The organism is Brachybacterium sp., from assembly GCF_052095815.1.
Taxonomy (GTDB): Bacteria; Actinomycetota; Actinomycetes; order Actinomycetales; family Dermabacteraceae; genus Brachybacterium.
The window spans coordinates 14,029-33,909 of record NZ_JBQDLF010000044.1 but is presented as its reverse complement, the minus strand read 5'-3'; the positions used below and the strand labels follow the sequence as shown (position 1 = coordinate 33,909).

Below are 19,881 nucleotides of genomic sequence, written 5' to 3'. Positions count from 1 at the left end.
GTCCATCCTCTCGGACTCAAACAGCAACGGCATCAAACCTGGGCCGATTCAGATCCCTGCGGGACTGACGAGGGCGCCTCGACGCGACGGCGCCGTGACCATATTGTCACGCCGCGGGCTCAGACCGTCCAAGAGCTCTGCGAAGAACCGGGCGGCTTCGTCTGCGATGCATCCCCGGGCGTCACCCCGGAAGTCACCACATGACGGCATGCGACAGCTCTCTGGCCTCCACGCTCTGCGGCTCCTACAGTCGGCCATCACCCACCGTAAGAGTCCACGAAAGGCCCGCTATGACCACGATCGCTGAGCTCCGTGACCGCTTCTCCCCCGTGCTGACGTCCATCGCCGCCGGCACCCTGGACCGGGAACGGGACCGGACCCTGCCGGTGGCCGAGGTGCGCGCCCTCGCCGACGCCGGTCTCGGGCGCGTGCGGCTCCCCGTGGACGCCGGGGGCCTCGGCGCGACGATCCCGCAGCTGACCGCGCTGCTGGTCGACCTGGCCGCCGCGGACTCCAACCTCCCGCAGATCTGGCGCGGACACATCGCCTTCGTCGAGGATCTGCTGGTCACTCCGCACACCGAGTTCCGCGATCGGTGGCTCGCGAAGATCGCCGACGGCGCGGTGATCGGCAATGCGTGGTCGGAGATCGGCTCGGTGGAACGTGGCTCCTTCGGCACTCGGCTCACTGTCGACGGCGAGCACGCTGGGGTGACCGGGCAGAAGTTCTACACGACCGGCTCGATCTACGCCGACTACTCCGACACCCTGGTCGAAGCGGCGGACGGCGGCCAGCACATCGCCGTGGTCCCGCTCGCCCAGCCCGGGGTGCGCATCAGCGATGACTGGGACGGCTTCGGCCAGAAGCTCACCGGCACCGGCACGATCATCTATGACCACGCCCGCCTCGAGGCCCGCGATGTGATCCCCTTCGCCGATCGCTTCGACTACCAGACGGCCGTCTACCAGCTGGTGCTGCTCGCCGTGCAGGCGGGGATCGCCTCTGCCATCGAGACGGATGCGGTCGCGGCAGTAGCCGCCCGCACCCGCACCTACAGTCACGGCAACGCCGATCGGGTCCGGGAGGATCCGCAGATCCTCCAGGTGGTCGGGGAGATCTCGGCCGTCGCGCATACCGCGAGCGCCCTCACCGCTCAGGTGGCCGACGCCGTGCAGGCGGCGCACGACGCCGCGCTGCACGGAGGAGAACAGGCGCGCGCCGCCGTGGTCGAGGCGGAGATCGCCTCGGCCCGTGCCCAGGTCGTCACCTCGCGACTGGTGCCGGAGGCGGCGACCCGACTGTTCGACGCCCTGGGAGCATCCGCCGTGCGCGAGACTGCGGCGCTGGATCGCCACTGGCGCAACGCTCGCACCGTCGCCTCCCATAATCCGTGGGTGTACAAGGCCAAAGAGATCGGCGCGTGGGAGGTCAACGGCACCGAGCCGGGGTTCCAGTGGGCGATCGGCACGGTGAGCGGCCAGTCCCCGGAAGCGAGCTTCGCTTCCGCGGTGCCCGTCGACTCCACGGCATCCGTCGACTCCACAGAGTCCGTCGATTCCCCGGTGCCCGTCCATTCCACGGTGTCCGTCGGCGCCTGATCGTCGCCCGGCCGACGGGGACCAGGTCACTCCCCGTCGGTCGGCTGCGGCGCCCGGACGAGGGCGCTAGCGCAGCAGGCGTGAGAGCAGGCGGTGCGCGGCGCGTCGGCCCGCACGCTCCCCCATCGCTTCCGGCCCTCGCTGGGCGGCACGGACATCGCCCCGAATCCGTCGTGCGCGGAACAGCCAGTTCAGCATCTGCACCTCCTGATGGTGGTCGCCCTCGACCGTACCGGCTACCGGGCGGGCAGGCCCAGACCCAGACCCAGACCCAGACCCAGACCGCGCTCGATACGATGCGGACTCTGGCCACACCCCGTTCTCCCCTCTCGAAACAGGTGCCCGATGCCCGATCGTTCCCAGTCTCTGCAGCGCCTCGGCTTCCTCACCATCGGGCTGTTCGATCCGGAGGACCCCGCCGCCGGGCACGAGTCGACGTTGCGGATCATCGAGCTCGGTGAGGAGCTGGGGTTCGACAGCGCCTGGCTGCGCCACCGCCACCTGCAGTTCGGGATCTCCTCCCCCGTGGCCGTGATGGCCGCGGCCAGTCAGCGCACCCGACGGATCGAGCTGGGCACCGCGGTGACCCCGCTGGGCTGGGAGAACCCGCTGCGGCTGGCCGAGGATCTCGCCACGGTGGACGTGCTCTCCGGGGGCCGGATCAATCCAGGGGTCAGCGTGGGCACCCCGATGCAGTACGAGACCCTCAAGCATGCTCTCTACCCGCACACCGCAGAGCTCGAGGACTTCAGCAAGGCCCGGGTGGAGCAGCTCGCCGGCTTCCTCGCCGGTGAGCCGGTGCGGGACCTCTCCGGCAAGCAGGGCGTGGTCGAGGAGTACTCCTCCCGGGTCGAGCCGTACTCCCCCGGGCTGCGAGACCGGCTCTGGTACGGGGCCGGCAGCATGAGCTCAGCGGCCTGGGCCGGGAAGCATGGGCTGAACCTGCTCAGCAGCAGCGTCATCTTCCCCGACCAGGGGCAGGATCCGGACTTCGCCGCCGTCCAGGCCGCTCAGATCCGGGCGTTCAGGGAGGCCGCCACGGCACATGCCCCGAATGCCGCTGCCCGCGTCTCCCAGGGCCTGGTCGTCATCCCCACGGACTCGGCGAGCCCGGAGCAGCGGGAGAAGTACCGGGACTATGTCCAGGAGCGACTGCCTCGCACCCACAGCCCGCAGGGACCCCGCGGCATGATGTTCGCCCCGGATCTCCTGGGCACCAGCCAGGAGATCGCCGAGCAGCTCTGGGCTCACGCCGGATTCCGCGAGGTGGACGAGGTCGCCTTCGCCCTCCCTTTCAGCTTCGAGCACGAGGACTACGTGCAGATCCTCACCGATATCGCAACGCGGCTCGGTCCGCTGCTGGGCTGGTCACCGCGGTCTGAGTGACCGCTCCTGCTCATCCCGCTCAGGACTGATGCCACACATCACCGTCACCGTCAACCAGGAGGCGACCTTCCCAGATCTTTCGTGCTGACCGTTCCGTAGCCACGAGGTCAGGGAGGATGATGCCGCCATGACCACAGTGAGCACCTGTCTCTGGTTCGATGGCGACATCGACGAGGCCGCCGAGTTCTACGTCTCCCTGCTGCCCGGCTCGAAGCTCCTGGGCCGCAGCGTCTACGAGGCGGGCGGCGGACCACCGGACGGTCCCGATATGACCGGTCAGGCGCTGACCGTGGAGATCGAACTCATGGGTGTCCCGTACATGCTGCTCAACGGCGGGCCGCAGTTCCCCCTCTCCGAAGCGGTCTCGATCGTGGTCACCGTCGACTCGCAGGCGGAGATCGACCGGCTGTGGGAGGCGCTCGTCGCGGCGGCGGGCGCGAGTCGCAATGCGGGTGGTGCGTCGACCGGTTCGGGCTGTCCTGGCAGATCGTGCCGCAGCAGCTCACCGCCCTGCTCACCGGGCCCCACGCCGAGGCGGTGACCGCCGAGCTGATGACCCAGGTCAAGCTCGACATCGCGCGTCTGGAGGCCGCGGCGGGCTGAGTCCCGGCTCCCCGGCCTCTCGGTCGGACCACTTCCGAACGGTGCCGCGCTCTGCTAGGAACGACGACATGACTGTCTACGGCTTCCATGCCTCCCACGAGCAGATCTCCCCGCGCCAGCTGCTCGCGGACGTCCAGCTGGCCGAGCAGGTCGGATTCCAGGCGGCCATGTGCTCGGACCATCTCGAGCCGTGGTCGCAGAGGCAGGGGCATGCCGGGATGGCTTGGCCCTGGCTGGGCGCGGCGCTCGCCACCACCGAGCTGACCTTCGGCACCGTCACCGCCCCCGGGCAGCGCTACCACCCCGCGATCGTCGCCCAGGCGATCGCCACCCTCGGGCAGATGTTCCCGGGACGCTTCTGGACCGCGCTGGGCACCGGCCAGTTCGCCAATGAGCACGTGACCGGGCAGGGGTGGCCCCGCAAGGACGTCCGACAGCAGCGCCTCGAGGAGAGTGTCGAGGTGATCCGTCGTCTGCTCGCCGGCGAGACGGTCTCCCACGACGGCCTGGTCACGGTCGAGGAGGCGACCGTCTGGGAGCTCGCCGAGCCGCGGCCGCCGCTGATCGCGCCGGCGATCAGTGTGGCCACCGCGATGCGCGGGGCGCGCTGGGCCGACGGGCTCGCGACCATCAACCAGGATCCGTCCCTGCTGCGCGAGATGCTCGACCGCTGGGCGGATGCCGGTGGCGCGCCGCACCGCATCCTCCAGGTCCACCTGGCCTGGGCCCCGACCGAACAGGAGGCGTTCGCTGTGGCGCACGACCAGTGGCGCTCCAACATCTTCCCCTCCCCCGCCTCCACCGACCTTCGCGTGGCGACCTACGACGCGGTCAGCGAGCACGGAGTCGGCTCCGAGCAGCTGCGCGAGGCGGTGCTGGTCTCCTCCGACCTCGGCGAGCTCACCGAGCAGATCCACGACTTGGCGTCCCTCGGCTTCGACGAGGTGTACCTGCACCACGTCGGCCAGCAGCAGCGACCGTTCCTGGAGGCCTTCGGCGAGAAGGTCCTGCCCCAGCTGCGGTGACCGACCGCCCGCAGTGAGGGCCCCGCACCCCGGCCCCGTTCCCGTCCCCGTGAGGAGACCCCGTGCTGAAGACCGAGACCTCGGACCAATGGTGGAAGTCCGCCGTCGTGTACTGCCTGGACATCGAGAAGTTCTTCGACGGCAACGACGACGGCGTCGGCGACATCGACGGCCTCTCGCAGCGTCTGGACTACCTGGCCGGACTCGGGGTGACCTGTCTGTGGCTGATGCCGCTGAACCCCACCAAGGGCCGTGACGACGGCTACGACATCATCGACTACTACGGCGTGGATCCCCGTCTGGGCGACCACGGCGACCTGGTGGAGCTGCTCCGCACGGCGAAGGACCGCGGGATGCGCGTGATCATGGACCTGGTCGTCAACCACACCTCCCACCAGCATCCGTGGTTCACAGCGGCTCGCTCGTCCCGCGACAGCCCGTACCGCGACTACTACGTGTGGCGGGACGAGCCGCCCGAGGACACCTCCGACCAGGTGGTCTTCCCCGACGCAGAGGACTCGCTGTGGACCTACGACGAGAAGGCCGGCCAGTACTACCTGCACAACTTCTACTCCGAGCAGCCGGACCTCAACATCACCAATCCGGCGGTGCAGCAGGAGGTCGCGAAGATCATCGGGTTCTGGCTGCAGCTTGGCCTGGACGGCTTCCGGGTGGACGCGGTGCCGTACTTCATCGAGAGCCGCGGCATCGTGCCGGACGCCTCCGCCGACTACTCCGACCCCCACGAGTACCTGCGCAGCCTCTCCGCTTTCATCGGCCGCCGACGCGGCGATGCGATCCTGCTCGGCGAGGTGAACCTGCCCTACGAGGAGCAGATGGCGTTCTTCGGGGGCGACGACGCCGATGAGCTGACCATGATGTTCGACTTCGAGCTGATGCAGCGGATGTACCTGTCGCTGGCTCGGCATGATGCCACCGAGATGGCGCGCACACTGAACCGTCGGCCGTCGCTGAAGCCCACCCGGCAGTTCGCGACCTTCGTGCGCAACCACGACGAGCTCACGCTCGACAAGCTCAGCGAGGACGAGCGCCAGGAGGTCTTCGACGCCTTCGGGCCCGAGGAGGAGATGCAGCTGTACGGTCGCGGGCTGCGGCGACGGCTGCCTCCGATGCTCGACGGCGATCCTCGGCGGCTCACGATGGTCTACTCGCTGCTGTTCGCCCTGCCCGGCACGCCGGTGCTGTTCTACGGCGAGGAGATCGGCATGGGCGAGAACCTCGACATCCCCGGTCGACTCTCGGTGCGCTCCCCGATGCAGTGGACGGCGGGCAAGAACGGCGGCTTCTCCGTCGCGAAGCCGTCCGCTCTCGTCGCCCCTGTGACCGGGGGACCCTACGGGGCAGAGCACGTCAACGCCGAGGATCAGCGCTCCGACCCGGACTCGCTGCTGTCCTTCATCGGGCAGCTCGCCCGCCGCTACCGGGAATGCCCCGAGGTCGGGATGGGCGACTACGAGGTCCTCGCGTCGGACGCCCCCGCGGTGCTCGTGCATCGCTGCACCTGGAACCCCTTCGGCGGCGGCACCTCCTCCTCCGTGCTGGTGCACAACCTCGCACCCGCGGCCACCACGCTGACCGTCCACGTTGCCGAGGTCGAGGACGGCACCGAGGTGCTCGACCTCTTCAGCGGCGAGCGGCACACCATCGGTCAGGAGGGGCGGCTCACCCTGGACGTCGGCGGATACGGCCACCACTGGCTGCGACTGCTGCTCACGGGGGACCGACGGCTGCGGTGACGAGGACCGACGACTGCGGTGCCGGGGCCGGGTGCCTCAGCCCTGATCGCCGCGCAGCCGGTCGATGTGCTCGGAGGCCTCGACCCCGCTGCCGAATACCTGGCGCGGACGGCTGCTGCAGGTGGAGACCACGCGCACCGGCACCACGCCGCCGCTCACAGCAGCAGCGCGAGCACGAAGTTCCATACGCAGATGACGGCCAGCATCCCCAGGCTCGGAGCGATCGCCCGGCGCAGGATCTCGCCCTCCCGGCCGGACAGGCCCACCGCGCCAGCGGCGATCGCGATCGACTGCGGGGAGATGACCTTCGCGGTGGTGCCGCCGGCGGTGTTGCCGCCCACCAGCAGCGCGGGCGCCGCCCCGATGCCCTCGGCGGTGGCGACCTGCAGCGGAGCGAACAGGGTGTTGTTGTTGACGACGGAGCCGGTCAGGAACACCCCGATCCAGCCGATCACGGGAGCGATCAGCGGGAACAGCGGTCCGACGGCGGCCAGCGCCGAGCCCATCGAGGTCGAGCCCCCGGAGTAGTTGGCGATGTTGGCGAGCACCAGGATCACAGCGATCAGCACGATCGCCTTGCCCAGGCTCTTGAGGGTGCCGCCCAGCTCGCGGAGCAGCTCGCGCAGGGAGACCTGCGGGGTGGTGAGGAAGGAGAGGATCACGGCGAGCAGGATCGCGGTACCGGTGGCGCCGAGGATCGAGACGTTCCAGGTGTACTCGACGAGGTCGCCGGCGGCGGTGGAGACCTCCCCGGTCAGGCCGGGCAGCGGGACGCGGAGGGTGGTGGCGGCGAGGGCGCCGGTGGCGAACAGCTCCTTCACCGGGGGCAGCGACCATAGCAGGATGAAGCCGGAGAGGATGTAGAAGGGGCTCCAGGCCACCACCACCTCGTGGAAGCTGTGCTTCTCGGCCTCGGGGATCGGGGAGTCGTTCTCGCGGTAGATCCGTCGCGGCTTCCACACCCGGCTCACGGCGAAGACGGCCACCATCGCCGCCAGGCCCGCGCCGATGTCCGCCAGTTCGGGGCCGAGGAACCACAGCACCCCGCCCTGCACCCCGCTGAAGACCACGGAGACCACCAGGGTGAGCGGGAAGGTCTCGCGCAGTCCCCGCAGCCCGTCCATCATCACCACCAGCAAGAACGGGATCAGGAACGTCAGCGGCTGCAGCACGATGACCAGAGCGCGGGAGAGCTCCATGACGTCCAGGCCGGTCACCTGGGCGCCGACCAGCACCGGGATGCCGATCGCGCCGTAGGCGCCGGCACCGGCGTTCGCGACCAGCGAGATCACCGCGGCCCTGATGGGCGTGAAACCGAGCTGCACCAGCAGGGCGGCGCAGATCGCGATGGGGACGCCGAAGCCTGCCACCCCCTCGAGGAAGGCGCCGAAGCCGAAGCTGATCAGCAGCACCTGCACCCGCTGGTCAGCGGAGATCGCTCCGATCGAGGAGCGGATGATGTCGAAGCGGCCCGAGAACACGGCCAGGCGGTAGAGCCACACCGCCATCACGATGATGTAGGCGATCGGCCAGATCGCGGTGAGCAGGCCGGAGAGCCCGGCGCCGGCCACGGCCGAGGCCGGCATGCCGAAGACGAGCAGTGCGACGAGCACCTCGACCACCAGGGCGATCAGTCCCGAGATCACTCCCGAGAGCTTGAAGACCACCATCAGGAGGAGGAAGACGAGGATGGGCAGGGCGGCGACCAGCGCGGAGAGCGTCAGGTTGCCGAGGGGGTCGATGGATTGCATCCACATGTGCGGGGTTCCTCTGGATCGGGGCCGGGGACGGTGTCACGCCGGCGGGCACGAGGGGATCGACCCGCGGCGACCGGATCGCGGTCCCCGGGGGTCGGGGGTGGGGTCATCCGCGGGAGTCCCTCGCTCCTCCCGTGGATCGCGACGGCGGATCAGTCGCGCAGGTCCGCGGCGACCTTCTCGAGCGCCGCGGCGGACTCGCGCAGCTTCGCGATCTCCTGCTCGTCGAAGGGGGTCTCGTAGATGGGGTGGGCGCCGGAGGAGTTGACGATGCTCGGCACGGACAGCGCGACGCCGTCGATGCCGTGGAAGTCGGAGAGCACCGTGGAGACGTTCAGCACGGCGTTCTCGTCGCCGAGGATCGCCTCGACGATGCGGGCGCTGGACAGGCCGATGGCGTAGTTCGTGGCGCCCTTGCCCTGGATGACCTTGTAGGCGGCGTCGCGCACGTCGACCGCGATCTGGTCGAGCTGTTCGGGGGTGAACATCGGCGTCCGGTCCTCGCCGGTCCAGTCGAGGATCGGCACCGCATTGATGCGGGCGGCGGACCACAGCGGGAACTCGGTGTCCCCGTGCTCGCCGACGATCTGGGCGTGCACGCTGGTGGACGCCACGTTCGTGCGGCGCGCGATCTCCCACCGCAGCCGCGAGGAGTCCAGCACGGTGCCGGAGGAGAAGACGCGCTCGGCCGGGAGCCCGGAGCCCTCGTGGGCGAGCATGGTCAGCACGTCGCAGGGGTTGGTGACGATGACGAAGACGGCGTCGGGCGCGACCTCGAGAGTCTGACGCATGAGGGAGCGGACGATCTTCGCATTCGTCGCGGCCAGTTCGATGCGGGTCTGGCCGGGCTTCTGCTTGGCACCGGCGGTGATGACCACGACGTGCGATCCCTCGGCCACAGCGATGTCCGAGCCGCCGATGATGTCGCCGCCGCGGGTGAACAAAGTGCCGTGGGCGAGGTCCAGCACCTCCGCCTCGGTCTTCTCGGCGTTGATGTCATACAGCGCGACGTGGCGGGCGGACCCGCGGATGAGGGCCGCGTAGGCGACGCTGGAGCCGACGGCGCCGGCTCCGATGACGGTGAGTTTTGAGTTCTCGATCATGTTGTCATGTTAGTAAGAAGGCAGGGCGTACCTCAGGGACCAAGGCCCTTACCGTGTGGTCGGCCCAGGCCCATCGCTCCGGCCCGGCTCGTGGCCCGGCCCGAGGCGACGAGGTGCATCGACTGCGCGCCGTGAGCCCGGCCGTCGGGACGATGCGGCCCGGCGCCGAGCAGCTCCCCGCGCCGCGCCTGCGCTCGCGGCCCCCGCGAGATGCCGATGGATCTGCGCCGTGCCGGAGGGCCCCGGTTCGCGGCGAACCCGAGGCTCTTCGACAAGGGCGGACTCCTGACGGACCTCGGAACCGTCCCCTCGTCTACACGCTGCGATCCCCAGCACCGGACACAGGTGCCGACCCCTGCCGACTCGGGCGCATGGAGATGACCAGGTAAGTGCTGAGGATGCCGCCCCCGAGGAGTGCGATCGCGATGAGCACCCAGTGCCCCAGCGCGGGGTCGATCAGCTCGAGGACATAGATCAGGACGGCCGCGAGCGCGAGCACGATCCCCTCCATCACGGCGAACGCGATGAAGAAGCGCTGCCGCTCCTGCTGGACGCGACGGGAGTCGGCTGCGGCTGCATCGGCGGAGCTGCTGGCAGGCAAGTGGTTCATGGGCTCATGCTAAGCACTCCGGCGCTACCCCTTCGAGGGCGAGTCACGCGGGCCTGAGCCCGGCTCGCCCTCCCGGACGTCGAGGCGTCGATCCTCGGCGGTCTCGGCGGCCCCGGGGGTGTCCTCGAGCGGAGCGACCACCGCCGGGATTCGGTTCAGGAGAGGTCCGACCTGGCGCCGTTCTCCACCTCGGCATCCAGGACCACGCCGCGGCGGATGGAGATCGTCACCGTCACGGCGATGGCGAGGACGGCCGCGGCGGCGATCAGGTAGCGCAGCGGGTTCTCTTCGCCGCTGAGCGCGCTCATCCCGACCACGGCGGGGGCGATCAGCACCGCGACCAGGTTCATCACCTTGAGCAGCGGGTTGATGGAGGGGCCGGCGGTGTCCTTGAACGGATCGCCGACGGTGTCTCCGATGATGGTGGCCTCATGTGCGAGCGAGCCCTTGCCGCCGTGGTGGCCGTCCTCCACGAGCTTCTTGGCGTTGTCCCAGGCTCCGCCGGAGTTGGCGAGCATGATCGCCATCAGCACGCCGGTGGCGATGGCGCCGGCGAGATAGCCGGCGAGGGCCGGCGCTCCGAGGCCGAAGCCGACGGCGATCGGGGCGGCGACGGCGAGCAGGCCGGGGGTGGCGAGCTCCCGCAGCGAGTCGCGGGTGACGATGTCCACCACCCGCCCGTACTCGGGCTTCGCGGTGCCCTCCATGATCCCGGCGATCTCGCGGAACTGGCGGCGCACCTCATACACCACAGCACCGGCGGCCCGGCCGACGGCGCTGATCGCGAGGCCGGAGAACAGGAACACCACGGCGCCGCCGATGATCACGCCGACCAGGGTCTGCGGGGAGAAGACGACGGACTGATCCAGGAAGTCCTGGTAGCGGTCCCCGAGCACATCACGGATCGCGTCGGTGTAGGAGCCGAACAGGGCGGTCGCGGCGAGCACGGCGGTCGCGATCGCGATGCCCTTGGTGATGGCCTTGGTGGTGTTGCCGACGGCGTCGAGCTCGGTGAGCACCTGGGCGCCCTCGACATCGACGTCCCCGGACATCTCGGCGATGCCCTGGGCGTTGTCGGTCACCGGGCCGAAGGTGTCCATCGCGACGATCACGCCGACGGTGGTGAGCAGGCCGCAGCCGGCGAGCGCGATCGCGAACAGGCCGGCGATGCCGGAGCCGCCGAGCAGGAAGGCGCCGAACACGGCGGCGGCGATGACCAGCGCGGTGAACACCGCGGATTCCAGCCCGAGGGAGAAGCCGGAGAGCACCACGGTCGCGGCGCCGGTGCGGGAGGTCGCGGCGACCTGGCGCACGGGGCGGTCCTCGGTGCTGGTGTAGTAGCCGGTGAGGTAGAGGATCAGCACACCGAGGGCGATGCCGATCGCCACGGCTCCGGCAGCGATGATCCGCGGATCGTCGATCGCGGCGGTGGTCTCCTCGATCCCGAGCTCGGCGAAGGTGCCGGGGAGGTAGAGGAAGGCAGCGATCGTGCACAGCACCGCGGAGATCGCGGCGGAGACCAGGAAGGAGCGGCGGATCGTGGTCAGGGCGCTCTGGCCCCGCTTCGGGGTGGTGAGGTAGATGCCGATCAGGGCGGTGAGCACACCGATCGCGGGGACGATGAGGGGGAAGACCATGCCGGCCTCCCCGAAGGCGGCCCGGCCCAGGATGAGCGCGGCGACGAGGGTCACGGCATAGGACTCGAAGAGGTCCGCCGCCATCCCGGCGCAGTCCCCCACGTTGTCGCCGACGTTGTCCGCGATGGTCGCGGCGTTGCGGGGATCGTCCTCGGGGATGTTCTTCTCGAGCTTGCCGACCAGGTCGGCGCCGACGTCGGCGGCCTTGGTGAAGATGCCGCCGCCGACGCGCATGAACATCGCGACCATCGCGGCGCCGAAGCCGAAGCCCTCGAGCACCAGGGCGGCGTCCCCGCGGAAGAGGAGCACCACGATCCCCGCGCCGAGCAGGCCGAAGCCTATCGTCGCCATCCCGACGCAGGCCCCGGTGCGCACGGCGATGAGCATCGCCGGATCTCGGCCGACCTCGTGCGCCGCTGCGGCGACCCGCACGTTCGCGCGCACTGCGAGCCACATCCCGAGGTAGCCGATCAGGCCCGAGAACCCCGCACCGACCAGGAAGGCGACCGAGCGGGCGACGCGCAGCAGCATCCCCTCGGTGCCGGTGGCGCCGTGGGTGGGCAGCAGCAGGAGCAGCAGGAAGGTGAGCACGGCGAAGACGCCCAGGGTGCGCAGCTGACGACGGAGGTACGCGGCGGCGCCCTCCTGGACCGCCGCGGCGACCTCGTTCATGGCGTCGGTGCCGGTCTTGGCGCGCAGCACCTCGGTGCGGAATCGGAGGGCCATCGCGATCGCGATCAGGGCGATCACCACGATCACCCCGACCGTGGTGAGGCTCGCCGGGGAGAGGGTGAGGGAATCCGGTGTCATGAGGTCCTCCGCACGTCGTCGTGGGTATGGGGTCCTTCATCCCGCCGCGCTCGTCATCGGGCACGACGGACCTGGTGCGCGAACTGTAGCCGCGATCGGCCCCCAGGAATACCCTTTCGGCGCATCCGGCGGGGCGCAGGCCGCCGTGCTGATGGAACCTGAACTCAGCCGTTCCGAGGATGTTCACCGCATGGTCATGGTCCCTCCCGTGAACTGCGGAGGGGTGCGCTCCTACGGTGGTCGGGGCCGTTGACGACACGGCTCGTTCCCGATCTGGAGTACCCGTGCCCCTTCCTCTCCTCACCCGTCCCAGCCGCCGCACCATGCTCATCGGCGGTGCCGCGCTCGGTGCGGGTCTCGCCGTCCCCGCCTCGATCCTCGCGCTGACCGCCGGCCGGGTCGCCGCACCGTTCACCCTCGGGGTCGCCTCCGGTGATCCGCTGCCGGACTCGGTGGTGCTGTGGACCCGCCTCGCCCCGGAACCGCTGCTCGAGGACGGCGGGATGCCGCAGCGCACCGTCGAGGTCGAGTGGGAGATCGCGGAGGACGACGACTTCGCGACCGTCCTGCAGAGCGGGACCGTGCAGGCACTGCCCGAGGAGGCCCACAGCGTGCACGTCGAGGTGGGAGGGCTCGCACCGGGGACGCCGTACTGGTACCGCTTCCGGGTCGGTGGAGAGATCTCCCCCGCAGGTCGCACCCGCACCGCACCGGCGGCCGGATCCCTGAGCCCGATCTCCTTCGGCGTCACCTCCTGTGCGAGCTTCGAGCAGGGGTGGTTCACCGCCTACAAGCACCTGGCCCAGGACGATCTGGACGTGGTGTTCTGCCTGGGCGACTACCTCTACGAGTACGCGGCCGGGAAGCAGGGCGGGGTGCGACGCCACGAGGGCGATGAGATTCACACCCTGGGCGAGTATCGCCGCCGCCACGCCCAGCAGAAGACCGACAAGGACCTGCAGGCGGCCCACGCCGCCGCGCCCTGGATCGTGACCTGGGACGACCACGAAGTGGACAACAACTACGCGGGCATGTCCCCGGAGAACGACGACCCGGGCCAGGGAAATGCCTCCACCGCGGACTTCACAGCGCGCCGCACCGCGGCCTACCAGGCGTACTGGGAGCACATGCCCCTGCGCCGCTTCCGCAAGCCGGTGGACACCGCCTTGCCGCTGTACCGCGGATTCGACTACGGGGATCTCGCGCGGTTCAGCGTGCTGGACACCCGCCAGTACCGCGACCCGCAGCCCTACGGCGGGAAGAAGGACATGGTGGGCCCCGAGCAGTGGGCCACCGACATGCTCGGCGAGGAGCAGCACCGCTGGCTCGAGCAGAGTCTGGTGGAATCACGCGCTGTGTGGAATGTGGTGCCGCAGCAGATCTTCTTCGCGAACATGGACTACAAGGTCGGCGGGCCCGGCGCGTACAACGACGGCTGGGACGGGTACCAGGGGTCCCGCGACAGGGTCCTCGGCCTCGTCGCCGAGCGTGAGATCGAGAACTTCGTGGTCCTCACCGGGGATGTCCACTGCCACTACCTCAACGACCTGCGCCGAGACTTCGAGGACGATGCGAGCCCTGTCCTCGGAAGCGAGGTGGTGGTCACCTCGGTCACCTCCAACGGCGACGGGATGAACGTCTCCGACGGCCAGCTCGAGCTGTGGCAGAGCGACATGCCGTACATGCACTACCGCCAGGATCGTCGCGGCTATGTCACCTGTGAGGTCTCCCCCGAGCAGTTCCGGGCTGATTTCCACACCGTGGAGTACGTCTCCACTGCGGATGCGCCGCGCGAGACGGACGCCTCCTTCGTGATCGAGACCGGGGTCGCCGGGGCGCATCGCGTGTGAGCGGCGAGCTCCTGCTCACCGCTCGCTGCACCCCGCCCCGAATCCGTTCAGCGTCACGCGGCCGTTCAGCTGTGCGCAGCCATTCAGCCTGGCGCAGCCATTCAGCCTGGCACGGCCGTTCAGCATGGCGAGGCGGGTTCAGCCGGGCGAGGCGGTTCAGCCTTGCGAGGCGGCGATGTCGAGCTGCGCGGCATAACCGCTGATGACGCGGGCAAGCTCCAGGTCGCGGCTGGTGACGCCACCGACGTCGTGGCTCGTCAGCGTCACCGTGACCTCCGGATAGGTGAGGGTGAGGTCCGGGTGATGGTTCGCCTTCTCTGCGGCGGCACCGATGCGGTTCACAAGATCGAGACCGGTGGCGAAATCACCGGTGGCGAAGCCGGCGGTGAGCGTCTCGCCGTCCTGCTGCCAGCCTTCGAGGGCGGCGTCGGCGATCTCGGTGGAGGACAGAACTTTCTTCGAATCAGCCATGGCTCCATCGTGCCCCGGTGGTGGTCGCGCGGCTACCCCTCGGAGGTTCCGGTATCTCGGCCGGTGATGAACGAGCCCTTGGCCTGCACGTACGCGAGCCGGTCCTCGGGGTGCTCCCTGGCCAGGCGCCGCTTGCACTTCGCATAGGCATCGCGCTCCGCCGGGTGGGTGCGCAGGTGATCGCGGAAGGCGAGATAGCGGCGCCACTGCTCATCACCGTGGTCGAGCACGTGGACATTGACCAGCCGCACTCCAGGCTCGAGCTCGAGGGCGTAGATCCGATCGGGGCGGTTCCCATCGGCTTCGCCGCGGTAGAGATGCCCGGCGCGCATCAGCCACCCGTGCAGCGGCAGCGGGTCCGAGCCGGGCCGCTGACCGATCGCCACGTCGAGGATCGCTTTGGCGGGCAGGCCGGGCACTGAGGTGGACCCGATGTGTTCGAGGGCGAGGGCGTCGACCGGGCGGGTGGGTGTCAGCGCGTCGACCAGCCCGGCGAATGTCCGGGCCCAGCGGGGCGAGGGCTCCGAGAGCTCCACGACGCCTCGGCGCACGCCGAGATCGGCATCGCGCAGCGCGGCGGCGAGCGCGGGTGCCATCGGTGCCGCGTGCTCGCTGCGCTGGAAAGGAAGGGTCATCGGTTCCACCTGCTCGACTCCTGACGGTCTCACCGGCACCGATACCGGTCTCGGCGGTGCCGAGGCAACGAGCGGTGCCGGAGCGACGAGCGGTGCCGAGGCGACTATAGGCGGCGAGTCCTCCACACCCCGAGGATGATCGCGAGCTGGACCACCAGCAGCGCCGCCCCGATCACCACGTCGCCCCAGTCCATCGCGAAGCCGGACTGCAGAGTGCCGATCCCGCTGGCGACCGGGTAGAACAGCGGCCACAGGATCAGCAGGTTCCGCACCAGGGCGAACACGACGGCGAAGACGAGTGCGAAGGCGCCGAAGCTCAGCGCCGCGAGCAGCGGGACGCTGCCCACGTGTTGGAGCGTGAAGCCCGCGCCGGTCAGTCCGATCGCCGGCAGCCAGCCGAAGGCGCGCTCCCAGCGTAGGAAGAGCCAGCCGAAGACGAACAGCGGCTCCCACAGCACCATCAGGTTCCCGAGCAGGTGCGGGAGCACCGGGATCCCCTGCTCGGCGGACAGCATGACCAGCTGATAGGCGGAGCCGACTCCCAGCACCGCGGAGATGACCAGGGACCGAGCCAGGAAGCGGCGGGTGATGCCGAGTCCCGCGAGCCCCTCGCGGCGGCGATGCAGCACCACCCACGCCGGCACCAGAGTGCCCAGCAGCAGGATCCCGGCGTAGAGGAACACGGAATGGATCGTGGTTCCCGCCCAGTAGGAGGCCCAGAATCCCAGGAGGGTGAGCAGTGCGATGAGCGTGTCGGCGCCCGGATCCCATGCCACCGCCGGGCGACGAGTGCGCGCCGTCCCCTCGGCGCTCGACTCTGGACTGTGCGCCGCCCCCGCTGACTCAGTCATACGGCCATCGTGCCCGCTGCGCGCCGCCGCGTCCATGGCCCGCGGTGGCCAGCAGTCCGCGGTGGCCAGCAGTGCGCGGTGACTGGCGGCGCGCGCTGACCGGCAGCTCGCGTCAGGAGCGGTCGACGCGTGCAATCCCACGCTCCGGCCGGCGCCTTCCCGCCCGCCCGTCGGCCAGACTGGAGGTATGGACGATCTGCTGGTCACCCCGGGCCCCGGCGCACCGCGCGGCCTGCGGGTGCCGGCCGCTGAGCTGGACGAGCAGTTCTCCCACGCCTCCGGCCCCGGCGGGCAGGGAGTCAACACCACCGATTCCCGGGTGCAGCTGAGCCTGGACCTCGCCACCACCACCGCGCTCGACGCGGTCCAGCGGGCACGGATCCTGTCCCGGCTCTCCGGGAAGCTCGCGGGCACAGTCCTCACCGTGACCGCATCGGAGCAGCGCTCACAACGACAGAACCGCCGGGCGGCACGGGAGCGTCTCGCAGCACTGCTGCGGGAGGCTGTCGCCCCTCCCGTGGTGCGCCGGGCGACTCGCCCCACGAAGGGCTCGAAACGTCGGCGGCTCGAGGCGAAGAGCCGACGGGCGGACCTCAAACGCACCAGGCGCCGGCCCGGAGGGGAGTGATCTCCTGGAGATGCGGCGACGGCCTGCGCGTTCTGCTCCCTCGGCTCCCCCACCTCGTCTAGGTTGAGCCCATGCTCCGTCGCCTCCTCGCCCGCGCCTTCTGGGCCCTCAGCCCCTGGACGCTCGTCACCGAACCGGCTCCGCGCCAGCCCGCTGTCATCCTCGGCGCCCCGCACACCTCCAACTGGGACTTCGCGTTCATGCTCGCGATCTCCTGGAAGTTGCGGCTGCCGCTGCGCTGGCTGGGGAAGCACACGCTGTTCACTTCGTGGAGGGGCCCGATCATGCGGGCTCTGGGCGGGATCCCGGTGGACCGCTCGGACCCGAGCAAGGTGGTCGACGAAGTGGTGGCCCGGGTGCACGCCGGTGAGGTGTTCGGCCTGGTGGTCACGCCCGACGGGACCCGCGGCGCGCACACCCATTGGAAGTCCGGCTTCTACCGCATCGCCCGCACCACCGGGCTGCCGGTGGTGCTCGGATATGTGGACCGCACCACGATGACCGCCGGACTGGGCCCGAGCCTCGAACTCACCGGCGACATCGGTGCGGACATGGACCGGATCCGTGACTTCTACGCGGACAAGACCGGCTATCACCCGTCGATGCGGGTCGAACCGCGTCTGCGGGAAGAGGGCACGACCACGGACCCCGCATCTCCCGACCCCGCCTGAATCGAGCGGCCAGGAGCCCCGGCGTCGCGGGCACGGTGAGTCGATGCCGACGACGCGGCAGCTCATCGCCCCAGGCTATCAGGGTGGAGACCGCTTCCCGGGTCCCGCGTTTCTCCGTCGCGCAGCCGGTCCGGTCCTCTAGCGTGAGCCTGTGCCCCCGCCCTCCGCTCCTCGTCCCCAGCTCCGGCTCACCCGGCGCGGCCGGCTGGTCCGTTCCGGCCTGGTGCTGCTGCTGGTCGCGCTGCTGATCCTGGCGCTGGTCGCCGTGGTCCGGGCACTCGGCGGGGACGAGGACTCTCAGAACCCCGGCTCGAGCTCCCGCACCGCGTCCGCGACCGACGACGCCGGCGGCTAGGGCCCGTCGGATGCTGGCGGAGCGACCGTGGAGACGCTCACCCCGGAGGCCGAAGGCACCCCGGAGGCTGAAGGAGACGGCCCGGCCGACGAGGAGGCGATGGTGCGCACCGGCACCGTGGGCGCCGGCACCTGGACCTTCGCTCAGCCTTCCCCCGCGCCTGCAGCCGCGGAGGGTGCGACGGTGCGCACCTACGCCGTGCGGGTCGAGGACGGCATCGGAGTCAGTGCCGAGGAGGCTTCGGCGGAGATCGCCCGGGTCCTCGCCGATCCCCGTGGCTGGCAGGAGCTCGAAGGAGTGGCGTTCCATCAGCTGGCGACAGCCGAGGAGGCCGAGTTCACCATCTCACTGGGGTCCCCGCCCACCGTGGATGCGCTCTGCCTGCCGGCGAAGACCGGAGGGACCTGGAGCTGCCGCATCGGCCCGGACGTGGCGCTGAACTCGGACCGCTGGCTCCACGCCACCCCGACCTATGGCGACCTCACGGAGTACCGCGCCTACATGATCAATCACGAAGTGGGTCATCTCCTCGGCCACAGCCATGCCCAGTGCGGCGGAGCCGAGCAACCCGCGCCCGTGATGCTGCAGCAGTCCATGGACCTCGAAGGATGCGCGCCGAACGCCTGGCCTGCGACCAGCGCGACAGGCTGAGCGCCCGCTCCCCCCGCTGCACCGTCATCGCGTCCCGCAGCCGGCGGCGTAGGGTGCCCTGATGGAGCTCCTCGAGCACGGCGCGCACGTTCCCGACCCCCTCGAGCCTTACCTCGCTGTGGACCGCTCCCGACCCCGACATGAATGCTGGGTGACCGGGCACATGGTGGCCGGCCTGGACGGCACCGCCGCGATCGACGGGCGCGTCGGGGCCCTGTCCACCGCCCCCGACCAGTCGCTGTTCCGCCGCATGCGGCAGATCGCCGATGTGGTGCTGATCGGTGCCGAGACCGTGCGCCGCGAGGGCTACGCGCCGATCCGGCTGTCCGAGCAGGCACGCGAGCAGCGTCGGCTCAGCGGTCGTTCCGCGACCCCGCCGGTCGCGATCGTCAGCCGCAGCCTCGACCTGGATCTCACCGCGAGCGTCTTCGCGGGCGCGCCCGCGGACGCGCGGACCCTCGTCATCAGCTGCGCCGCCGCCGATCCGCGGCGCCTGGCCGCAGTGCGTGAGACGGCGACGGTGATCATCGCCGGCCAGGACCGGGTCGACCCGGCGACCGCGCTGCGCGCACTGGCCGAACGCGGAGATCGGGTGGTGCTGTGCGAGGGCGGCCCGCGATGGCTCGGCGAGCTGGTCGCCGCCGACCGCCTCGACGAGCTGTGCCTGTCCCTCTCCCCCCTGATGGGCGGGGACCCGCTGCCGGTCAGCGTCACCCCTCCGGGTGCACCGCTCAGCAGCTTCGCGCTGAAGGCCGCGATGGTCGAGGAGGACACGCTGTTCCTCCGCTACGAGACACTCCCGCGAAAGGGCTCAGCCGATGAATGACGACGCCTTCACACAGCTGATGGCCGCAGCCGATCCCGCGATGGTCGTGGTCACCACCGCGGCCGACGGTGAGCAGGCCGGCTGCCTGGTGGGCTTCCATGCGCAGTCGAGCATCTCGGCCGCGCACTACTGCCTGTGGCTGTCCAAGGCGAACCACACCTACCGGGTCGGGCTGCGGGCCACCCATTTCGCGATCCACTTCCTCACCGCCGAGGACCTCGACCTCGCGAAGCGCTTCGGGACCCTCTCCGGCGAGGACGAGGACAAGTTCTCCGGGCTCGAGATCAGCATCGACGAGAGCGGGGTCCCCCTCCTCGAAGCCTGCCCGCACCGGATGCTCGTCGAGCGACTCACCCTTCTCGACGACAGCGGGGACCATATGTGCGTCACCACGACGTTGCGCTCGGCCCGCTCGCCGAGTTATTTCGAGCCGCTGCGGATGTCCCAGGTCGCGCATCTGCGAGCGGGCCACGCGGCCGAGGAACGGGCGATCCGGCCCTGAGGCCACCGCCGGTTCGACGGCCCGGCGCGGGCCCTTCGAAGTCAGATCCTGCGCCTCTCCCCGCCCGCGCTCACGGGTGAAGTCATGCGCTCTCGCCTGCCCCGCCCGGCGAGCGGGGGCGCGGGGCAACACGAGCACCCAGCCGCCGAGGGAAG

22 protein-coding genes are annotated in these 19,881 nt (G+C 70.2%); 13 read left to right on the top strand and 9 right to left on the bottom strand.

Translation table 11 applies throughout. The features are described from left to right. Positions 1–290: 290 nt before the first annotated feature. Positions 291–1,598 (top strand): acyl-CoA dehydrogenase family protein, encoded by a 1,308-nt coding sequence (locus tag ACTH43_RS15050; RefSeq protein WP_441445713.1) that lies wholly within the window; start codon positions 291–293, stop codon positions 1,596–1,598. A 66-nt stretch (positions 1,599–1,664) separates the two neighbouring features. Here ACTH43_RS15050 and ACTH43_RS15045 read toward each other — a convergent pair whose 3' ends face one another. After that, on the bottom strand, positions 1,665–1,802 hold the full coding sequence (locus ACTH43_RS15045) for a hypothetical protein (protein WP_441445712.1): 138 nt from the start codon (positions 1,800–1,802) through the stop codon (positions 1,665–1,667). 141 nt (positions 1,803–1,943) lie between these two features. Between ACTH43_RS15045 and ACTH43_RS15040 the strand changes: the two genes are divergently transcribed. The 4 genes from ACTH43_RS15040 to ACTH43_RS15025 all read left to right on the top strand — a co-directional run bounded on the left by ACTH43_RS15040 (position 1,944) and on the right by ACTH43_RS15025 (position 6,369). Continuing rightward, positions 1,944–2,984, top strand: coding sequence for an LLM class flavin-dependent oxidoreductase (locus ACTH43_RS15040; protein ID WP_441445711.1), 1,041 nt, complete (start codon positions 1,944–1,946; stop codon positions 2,982–2,984). Between the two features lie 127 nt (positions 2,985–3,111). Beyond that, entirely contained in the window at positions 3,112–3,525 is a 414-nt protein-coding gene (locus ACTH43_RS15035) for a VOC family protein (protein WP_441445710.1), read from the top strand. Positions 3,526–3,655: 130 nt separating this feature from the next. Further along, the gene (locus tag ACTH43_RS15030) at positions 3,656–4,612 is read left to right on the top strand and encodes a TIGR03885 family FMN-dependent LLM class oxidoreductase (RefSeq protein ID WP_441445709.1); all 957 of its coding nucleotides are present in this window, start codon (positions 3,656–3,658) and stop codon (positions 4,610–4,612) included. Between the two features lie 62 nt (positions 4,613–4,674). Next, positions 4,675–6,369 carry an alpha-amylase family protein gene (locus ACTH43_RS15025; RefSeq protein WP_441445708.1) on the top strand — a complete coding sequence of 565 codons (1,695 nt, stop codon included), beginning with the start codon at positions 4,675–4,677 and terminating at the stop codon, positions 6,367–6,369. A gap of 36 nt (positions 6,370–6,405) precedes the next feature. Here ACTH43_RS15025 and ACTH43_RS15020 read toward each other — a convergent pair whose 3' ends face one another. The 3 genes from ACTH43_RS15020 to ACTH43_RS15010 all read right to left on the bottom strand — a co-directional run bounded on the left by ACTH43_RS15020 (position 6,406) and on the right by ACTH43_RS15010 (position 9,229). Then, positions 6,406–6,555 carry a hypothetical protein gene (locus ACTH43_RS15020; RefSeq protein WP_441445707.1) on the bottom strand — a complete coding sequence of 50 codons (150 nt, stop codon included), beginning with the start codon at positions 6,553–6,555 and terminating at the stop codon, positions 6,406–6,408. Beyond that, positions 6,525–8,126: an L-lactate permease gene (locus tag ACTH43_RS15015; RefSeq protein WP_441445706.1), complete on the bottom strand. Its 1,602-nt coding sequence runs from the start codon at positions 8,124–8,126 to the stop codon at positions 6,525–6,527. The genes ACTH43_RS15020 and ACTH43_RS15015 overlap by 31 nt, the downstream gene beginning before the upstream one ends. A 152-nt stretch (positions 8,127–8,278) precedes the next feature. After that, positions 8,279–9,229, bottom strand: coding sequence for an L-lactate dehydrogenase (locus ACTH43_RS15010; protein ID WP_441445705.1), 951 nt, complete (start codon positions 9,227–9,229; stop codon positions 8,279–8,281). A gap of 6 nt (positions 9,230–9,235) precedes the next feature. On the opposite strand from ACTH43_RS15010, the gene ACTH43_RS15005 reads away from it, so the two are divergent. Beyond that, positions 9,236–9,364 carry a TraR/DksA C4-type zinc finger protein gene (locus tag ACTH43_RS15005; protein ID WP_441445704.1) on the top strand — a complete coding sequence of 43 codons (129 nt, stop codon included), beginning with the start codon at positions 9,236–9,238 and terminating at the stop codon, positions 9,362–9,364. Between the two features lie 178 nt (positions 9,365–9,542). Here ACTH43_RS15005 and ACTH43_RS15000 read toward each other — a convergent pair whose 3' ends face one another. Next, positions 9,543–9,839 carry a hypothetical protein gene (locus ACTH43_RS15000; RefSeq protein WP_441445703.1) on the bottom strand — a complete coding sequence of 99 codons (297 nt, stop codon included), beginning with the start codon at positions 9,837–9,839 and terminating at the stop codon, positions 9,543–9,545. Between the two features lie 155 nt (positions 9,840–9,994). Next, complete coding sequence (locus ACTH43_RS14995) at positions 9,995–12,286, bottom strand: sodium-translocating pyrophosphatase (RefSeq protein WP_441445702.1); 2,292 nt, start codon at positions 12,284–12,286, stop codon at positions 9,995–9,997. A gap of 284 nt (positions 12,287–12,570) precedes the next feature. On the opposite strand from ACTH43_RS14995, the gene ACTH43_RS14990 reads away from it, so the two are divergent. Then, positions 12,571–14,136, top strand: a complete 1,566-nt coding sequence (locus ACTH43_RS14990) for an alkaline phosphatase D family protein (protein WP_441445701.1) — start codon at positions 12,571–12,573, stop codon at positions 14,134–14,136. Positions 14,137–14,292: 156 nt separating this feature from the next. On the opposite strand, the gene ACTH43_RS14985 is transcribed toward ACTH43_RS14990, so the two are convergent. From ACTH43_RS14985 to ACTH43_RS14975, 3 genes are all read right to left on the bottom strand, one after another. Next, positions 14,293–14,607 carry a 4a-hydroxytetrahydrobiopterin dehydratase gene (locus tag ACTH43_RS14985; RefSeq protein ID WP_441445700.1) on the bottom strand — a complete coding sequence of 105 codons (315 nt, stop codon included), beginning with the start codon at positions 14,605–14,607 and terminating at the stop codon, positions 14,293–14,295. A gap of 32 nt (positions 14,608–14,639) precedes the next feature. Continuing rightward, positions 14,640–15,242 (bottom strand): GrpB family protein, encoded by a 603-nt coding sequence (locus tag ACTH43_RS14980; RefSeq protein ID WP_441445699.1) that lies wholly within the window; start codon positions 15,240–15,242, stop codon positions 14,640–14,642. Positions 15,243–15,346: 104 nt separating this feature from the next. Beyond that, on the bottom strand, positions 15,347–16,093 hold the full coding sequence (locus ACTH43_RS14975) for a hypothetical protein (protein ID WP_441445698.1): 747 nt from the start codon (positions 16,091–16,093) through the stop codon (positions 15,347–15,349). 187 nt (positions 16,094–16,280) lie between these two features. Between ACTH43_RS14975 and arfB the strand changes: the two genes are divergently transcribed. The 6 genes from arfB (at position 16,281) to ACTH43_RS14945 (ending at position 19,726) form a co-directional block, all read left to right on the top strand. After that, positions 16,281–16,721, top strand: a complete 441-nt coding sequence (gene arfB, locus ACTH43_RS14970) for an alternative ribosome rescue aminoacyl-tRNA hydrolase ArfB (protein WP_441445697.1) — start codon at positions 16,281–16,283, stop codon at positions 16,719–16,721. Between the two features lie 71 nt (positions 16,722–16,792). After that, positions 16,793–17,392: a 1-acyl-sn-glycerol-3-phosphate acyltransferase gene (locus ACTH43_RS14965; RefSeq protein ID WP_441445696.1), complete on the top strand. Its 600-nt coding sequence runs from the start codon at positions 16,793–16,795 to the stop codon at positions 17,390–17,392. A gap of 151 nt (positions 17,393–17,543) precedes the next feature. Further along, positions 17,544–17,747: a hypothetical protein gene (locus ACTH43_RS14960; RefSeq protein ID WP_441445695.1), complete on the top strand. Its 204-nt coding sequence runs from the start codon at positions 17,544–17,546 to the stop codon at positions 17,745–17,747. A 27-nt stretch (positions 17,748–17,774) separates the two neighbouring features. Beyond that, positions 17,775–18,398 (top strand): DUF3152 domain-containing protein, encoded by a 624-nt coding sequence (locus ACTH43_RS14955; protein ID WP_441445694.1) that lies wholly within the window; start codon positions 17,775–17,777, stop codon positions 18,396–18,398. A 61-nt stretch (positions 18,399–18,459) separates the two neighbouring features. After that, a complete protein-coding gene (locus ACTH43_RS14950) occupies positions 18,460–19,224 on the top strand; it encodes a dihydrofolate reductase family protein (RefSeq protein WP_441445693.1) in 765 nt (254 codons plus the stop codon). Continuing rightward, positions 19,217–19,726, top strand: coding sequence for a flavin reductase family protein (locus ACTH43_RS14945; protein WP_441445692.1), 510 nt, complete (start codon positions 19,217–19,219; stop codon positions 19,724–19,726). Before ACTH43_RS14950 ends, ACTH43_RS14945 begins: the two co-directional genes overlap by 8 nt. Positions 19,727–19,881: the final 155 nt, after the last annotated feature.

What these genes read in the sequence shown, in the direction of transcription:
- ACTH43_RS14965 (WP_441445696.1), top strand. Translation starts at nt 16,793, where the DNA reads ATGCTCCGTCGCCTCCTCGCCCGCGCCTTCTGGGCCCTCAGCCCCTGG.
- ACTH43_RS15000 (WP_441445703.1), bottom strand. Translation starts at nt 9,839, where the DNA reads ATGAACCACTTGCCTGCCAGCAGCTCCGCCGATGCAGCCGCAGCCGAC.
- ACTH43_RS15040 (WP_441445711.1), top strand. Translation starts at nt 1,944, where the DNA reads ATGCCCGATCGTTCCCAGTCTCTGCAGCGCCTCGGCTTCCTCACCATC.
- ACTH43_RS15020 (WP_441445707.1), bottom strand. Translation starts at nt 6,555, where the DNA reads ATGGAACTTCGTGCTCGCGCTGCTGCTGTGAGCGGCGGCGTGGTGCCG.
- ACTH43_RS15005 (WP_441445704.1), top strand. Translation starts at nt 9,236, where the DNA reads ATGTTAGTAAGAAGGCAGGGCGTACCTCAGGGACCAAGGCCCTTACCG.
- arfB (WP_441445697.1), top strand. Translation starts at nt 16,281, where the DNA reads ATGGACGATCTGCTGGTCACCCCGGGCCCCGGCGCACCGCGCGGCCTG.
- ACTH43_RS15050 (WP_441445713.1), top strand. Translation starts at nt 291, where the DNA reads ATGACCACGATCGCTGAGCTCCGTGACCGCTTCTCCCCCGTGCTGACG.
- ACTH43_RS15035 (WP_441445710.1), top strand. Translation starts at nt 3,112, where the DNA reads ATGACCACAGTGAGCACCTGTCTCTGGTTCGATGGCGACATCGACGAG.
- ACTH43_RS15015 (WP_441445706.1), bottom strand. Translation starts at nt 8,126, where the DNA reads ATGTGGATGCAATCCATCGACCCCCTCGGCAACCTGACGCTCTCCGCG.
- ACTH43_RS14995 (WP_441445702.1), bottom strand. Translation starts at nt 12,286, where the DNA reads ATGACACCGGATTCCCTCACCCTCTCCCCGGCGAGCCTCACCACGGTC.
- ACTH43_RS15030 (WP_441445709.1), top strand. Translation starts at nt 3,656, where the DNA reads ATGACTGTCTACGGCTTCCATGCCTCCCACGAGCAGATCTCCCCGCGC.
- ACTH43_RS14945 (WP_441445692.1), top strand. Translation starts at nt 19,217, where the DNA reads ATGAATGACGACGCCTTCACACAGCTGATGGCCGCAGCCGATCCCGCG.
- ACTH43_RS14980 (WP_441445699.1), bottom strand. Translation starts at nt 15,242, where the DNA reads ATGACCCTTCCTTTCCAGCGCAGCGAGCACGCGGCACCGATGGCACCC.
- ACTH43_RS14985 (WP_441445700.1), bottom strand. Translation starts at nt 14,607, where the DNA reads ATGGCTGATTCGAAGAAAGTTCTGTCCTCCACCGAGATCGCCGACGCC.
- ACTH43_RS14950 (WP_441445693.1), top strand. Translation starts at nt 18,460, where the DNA reads ATGGAGCTCCTCGAGCACGGCGCGCACGTTCCCGACCCCCTCGAGCCT.
- ACTH43_RS14975 (WP_441445698.1), bottom strand. Translation starts at nt 16,093, where the DNA reads ATGACTGAGTCAGCGGGGGCGGCGCACAGTCCAGAGTCGAGCGCCGAG.
- ACTH43_RS15010 (WP_441445705.1), bottom strand. Translation starts at nt 9,229, where the DNA reads ATGATCGAGAACTCAAAACTCACCGTCATCGGAGCCGGCGCCGTCGGC.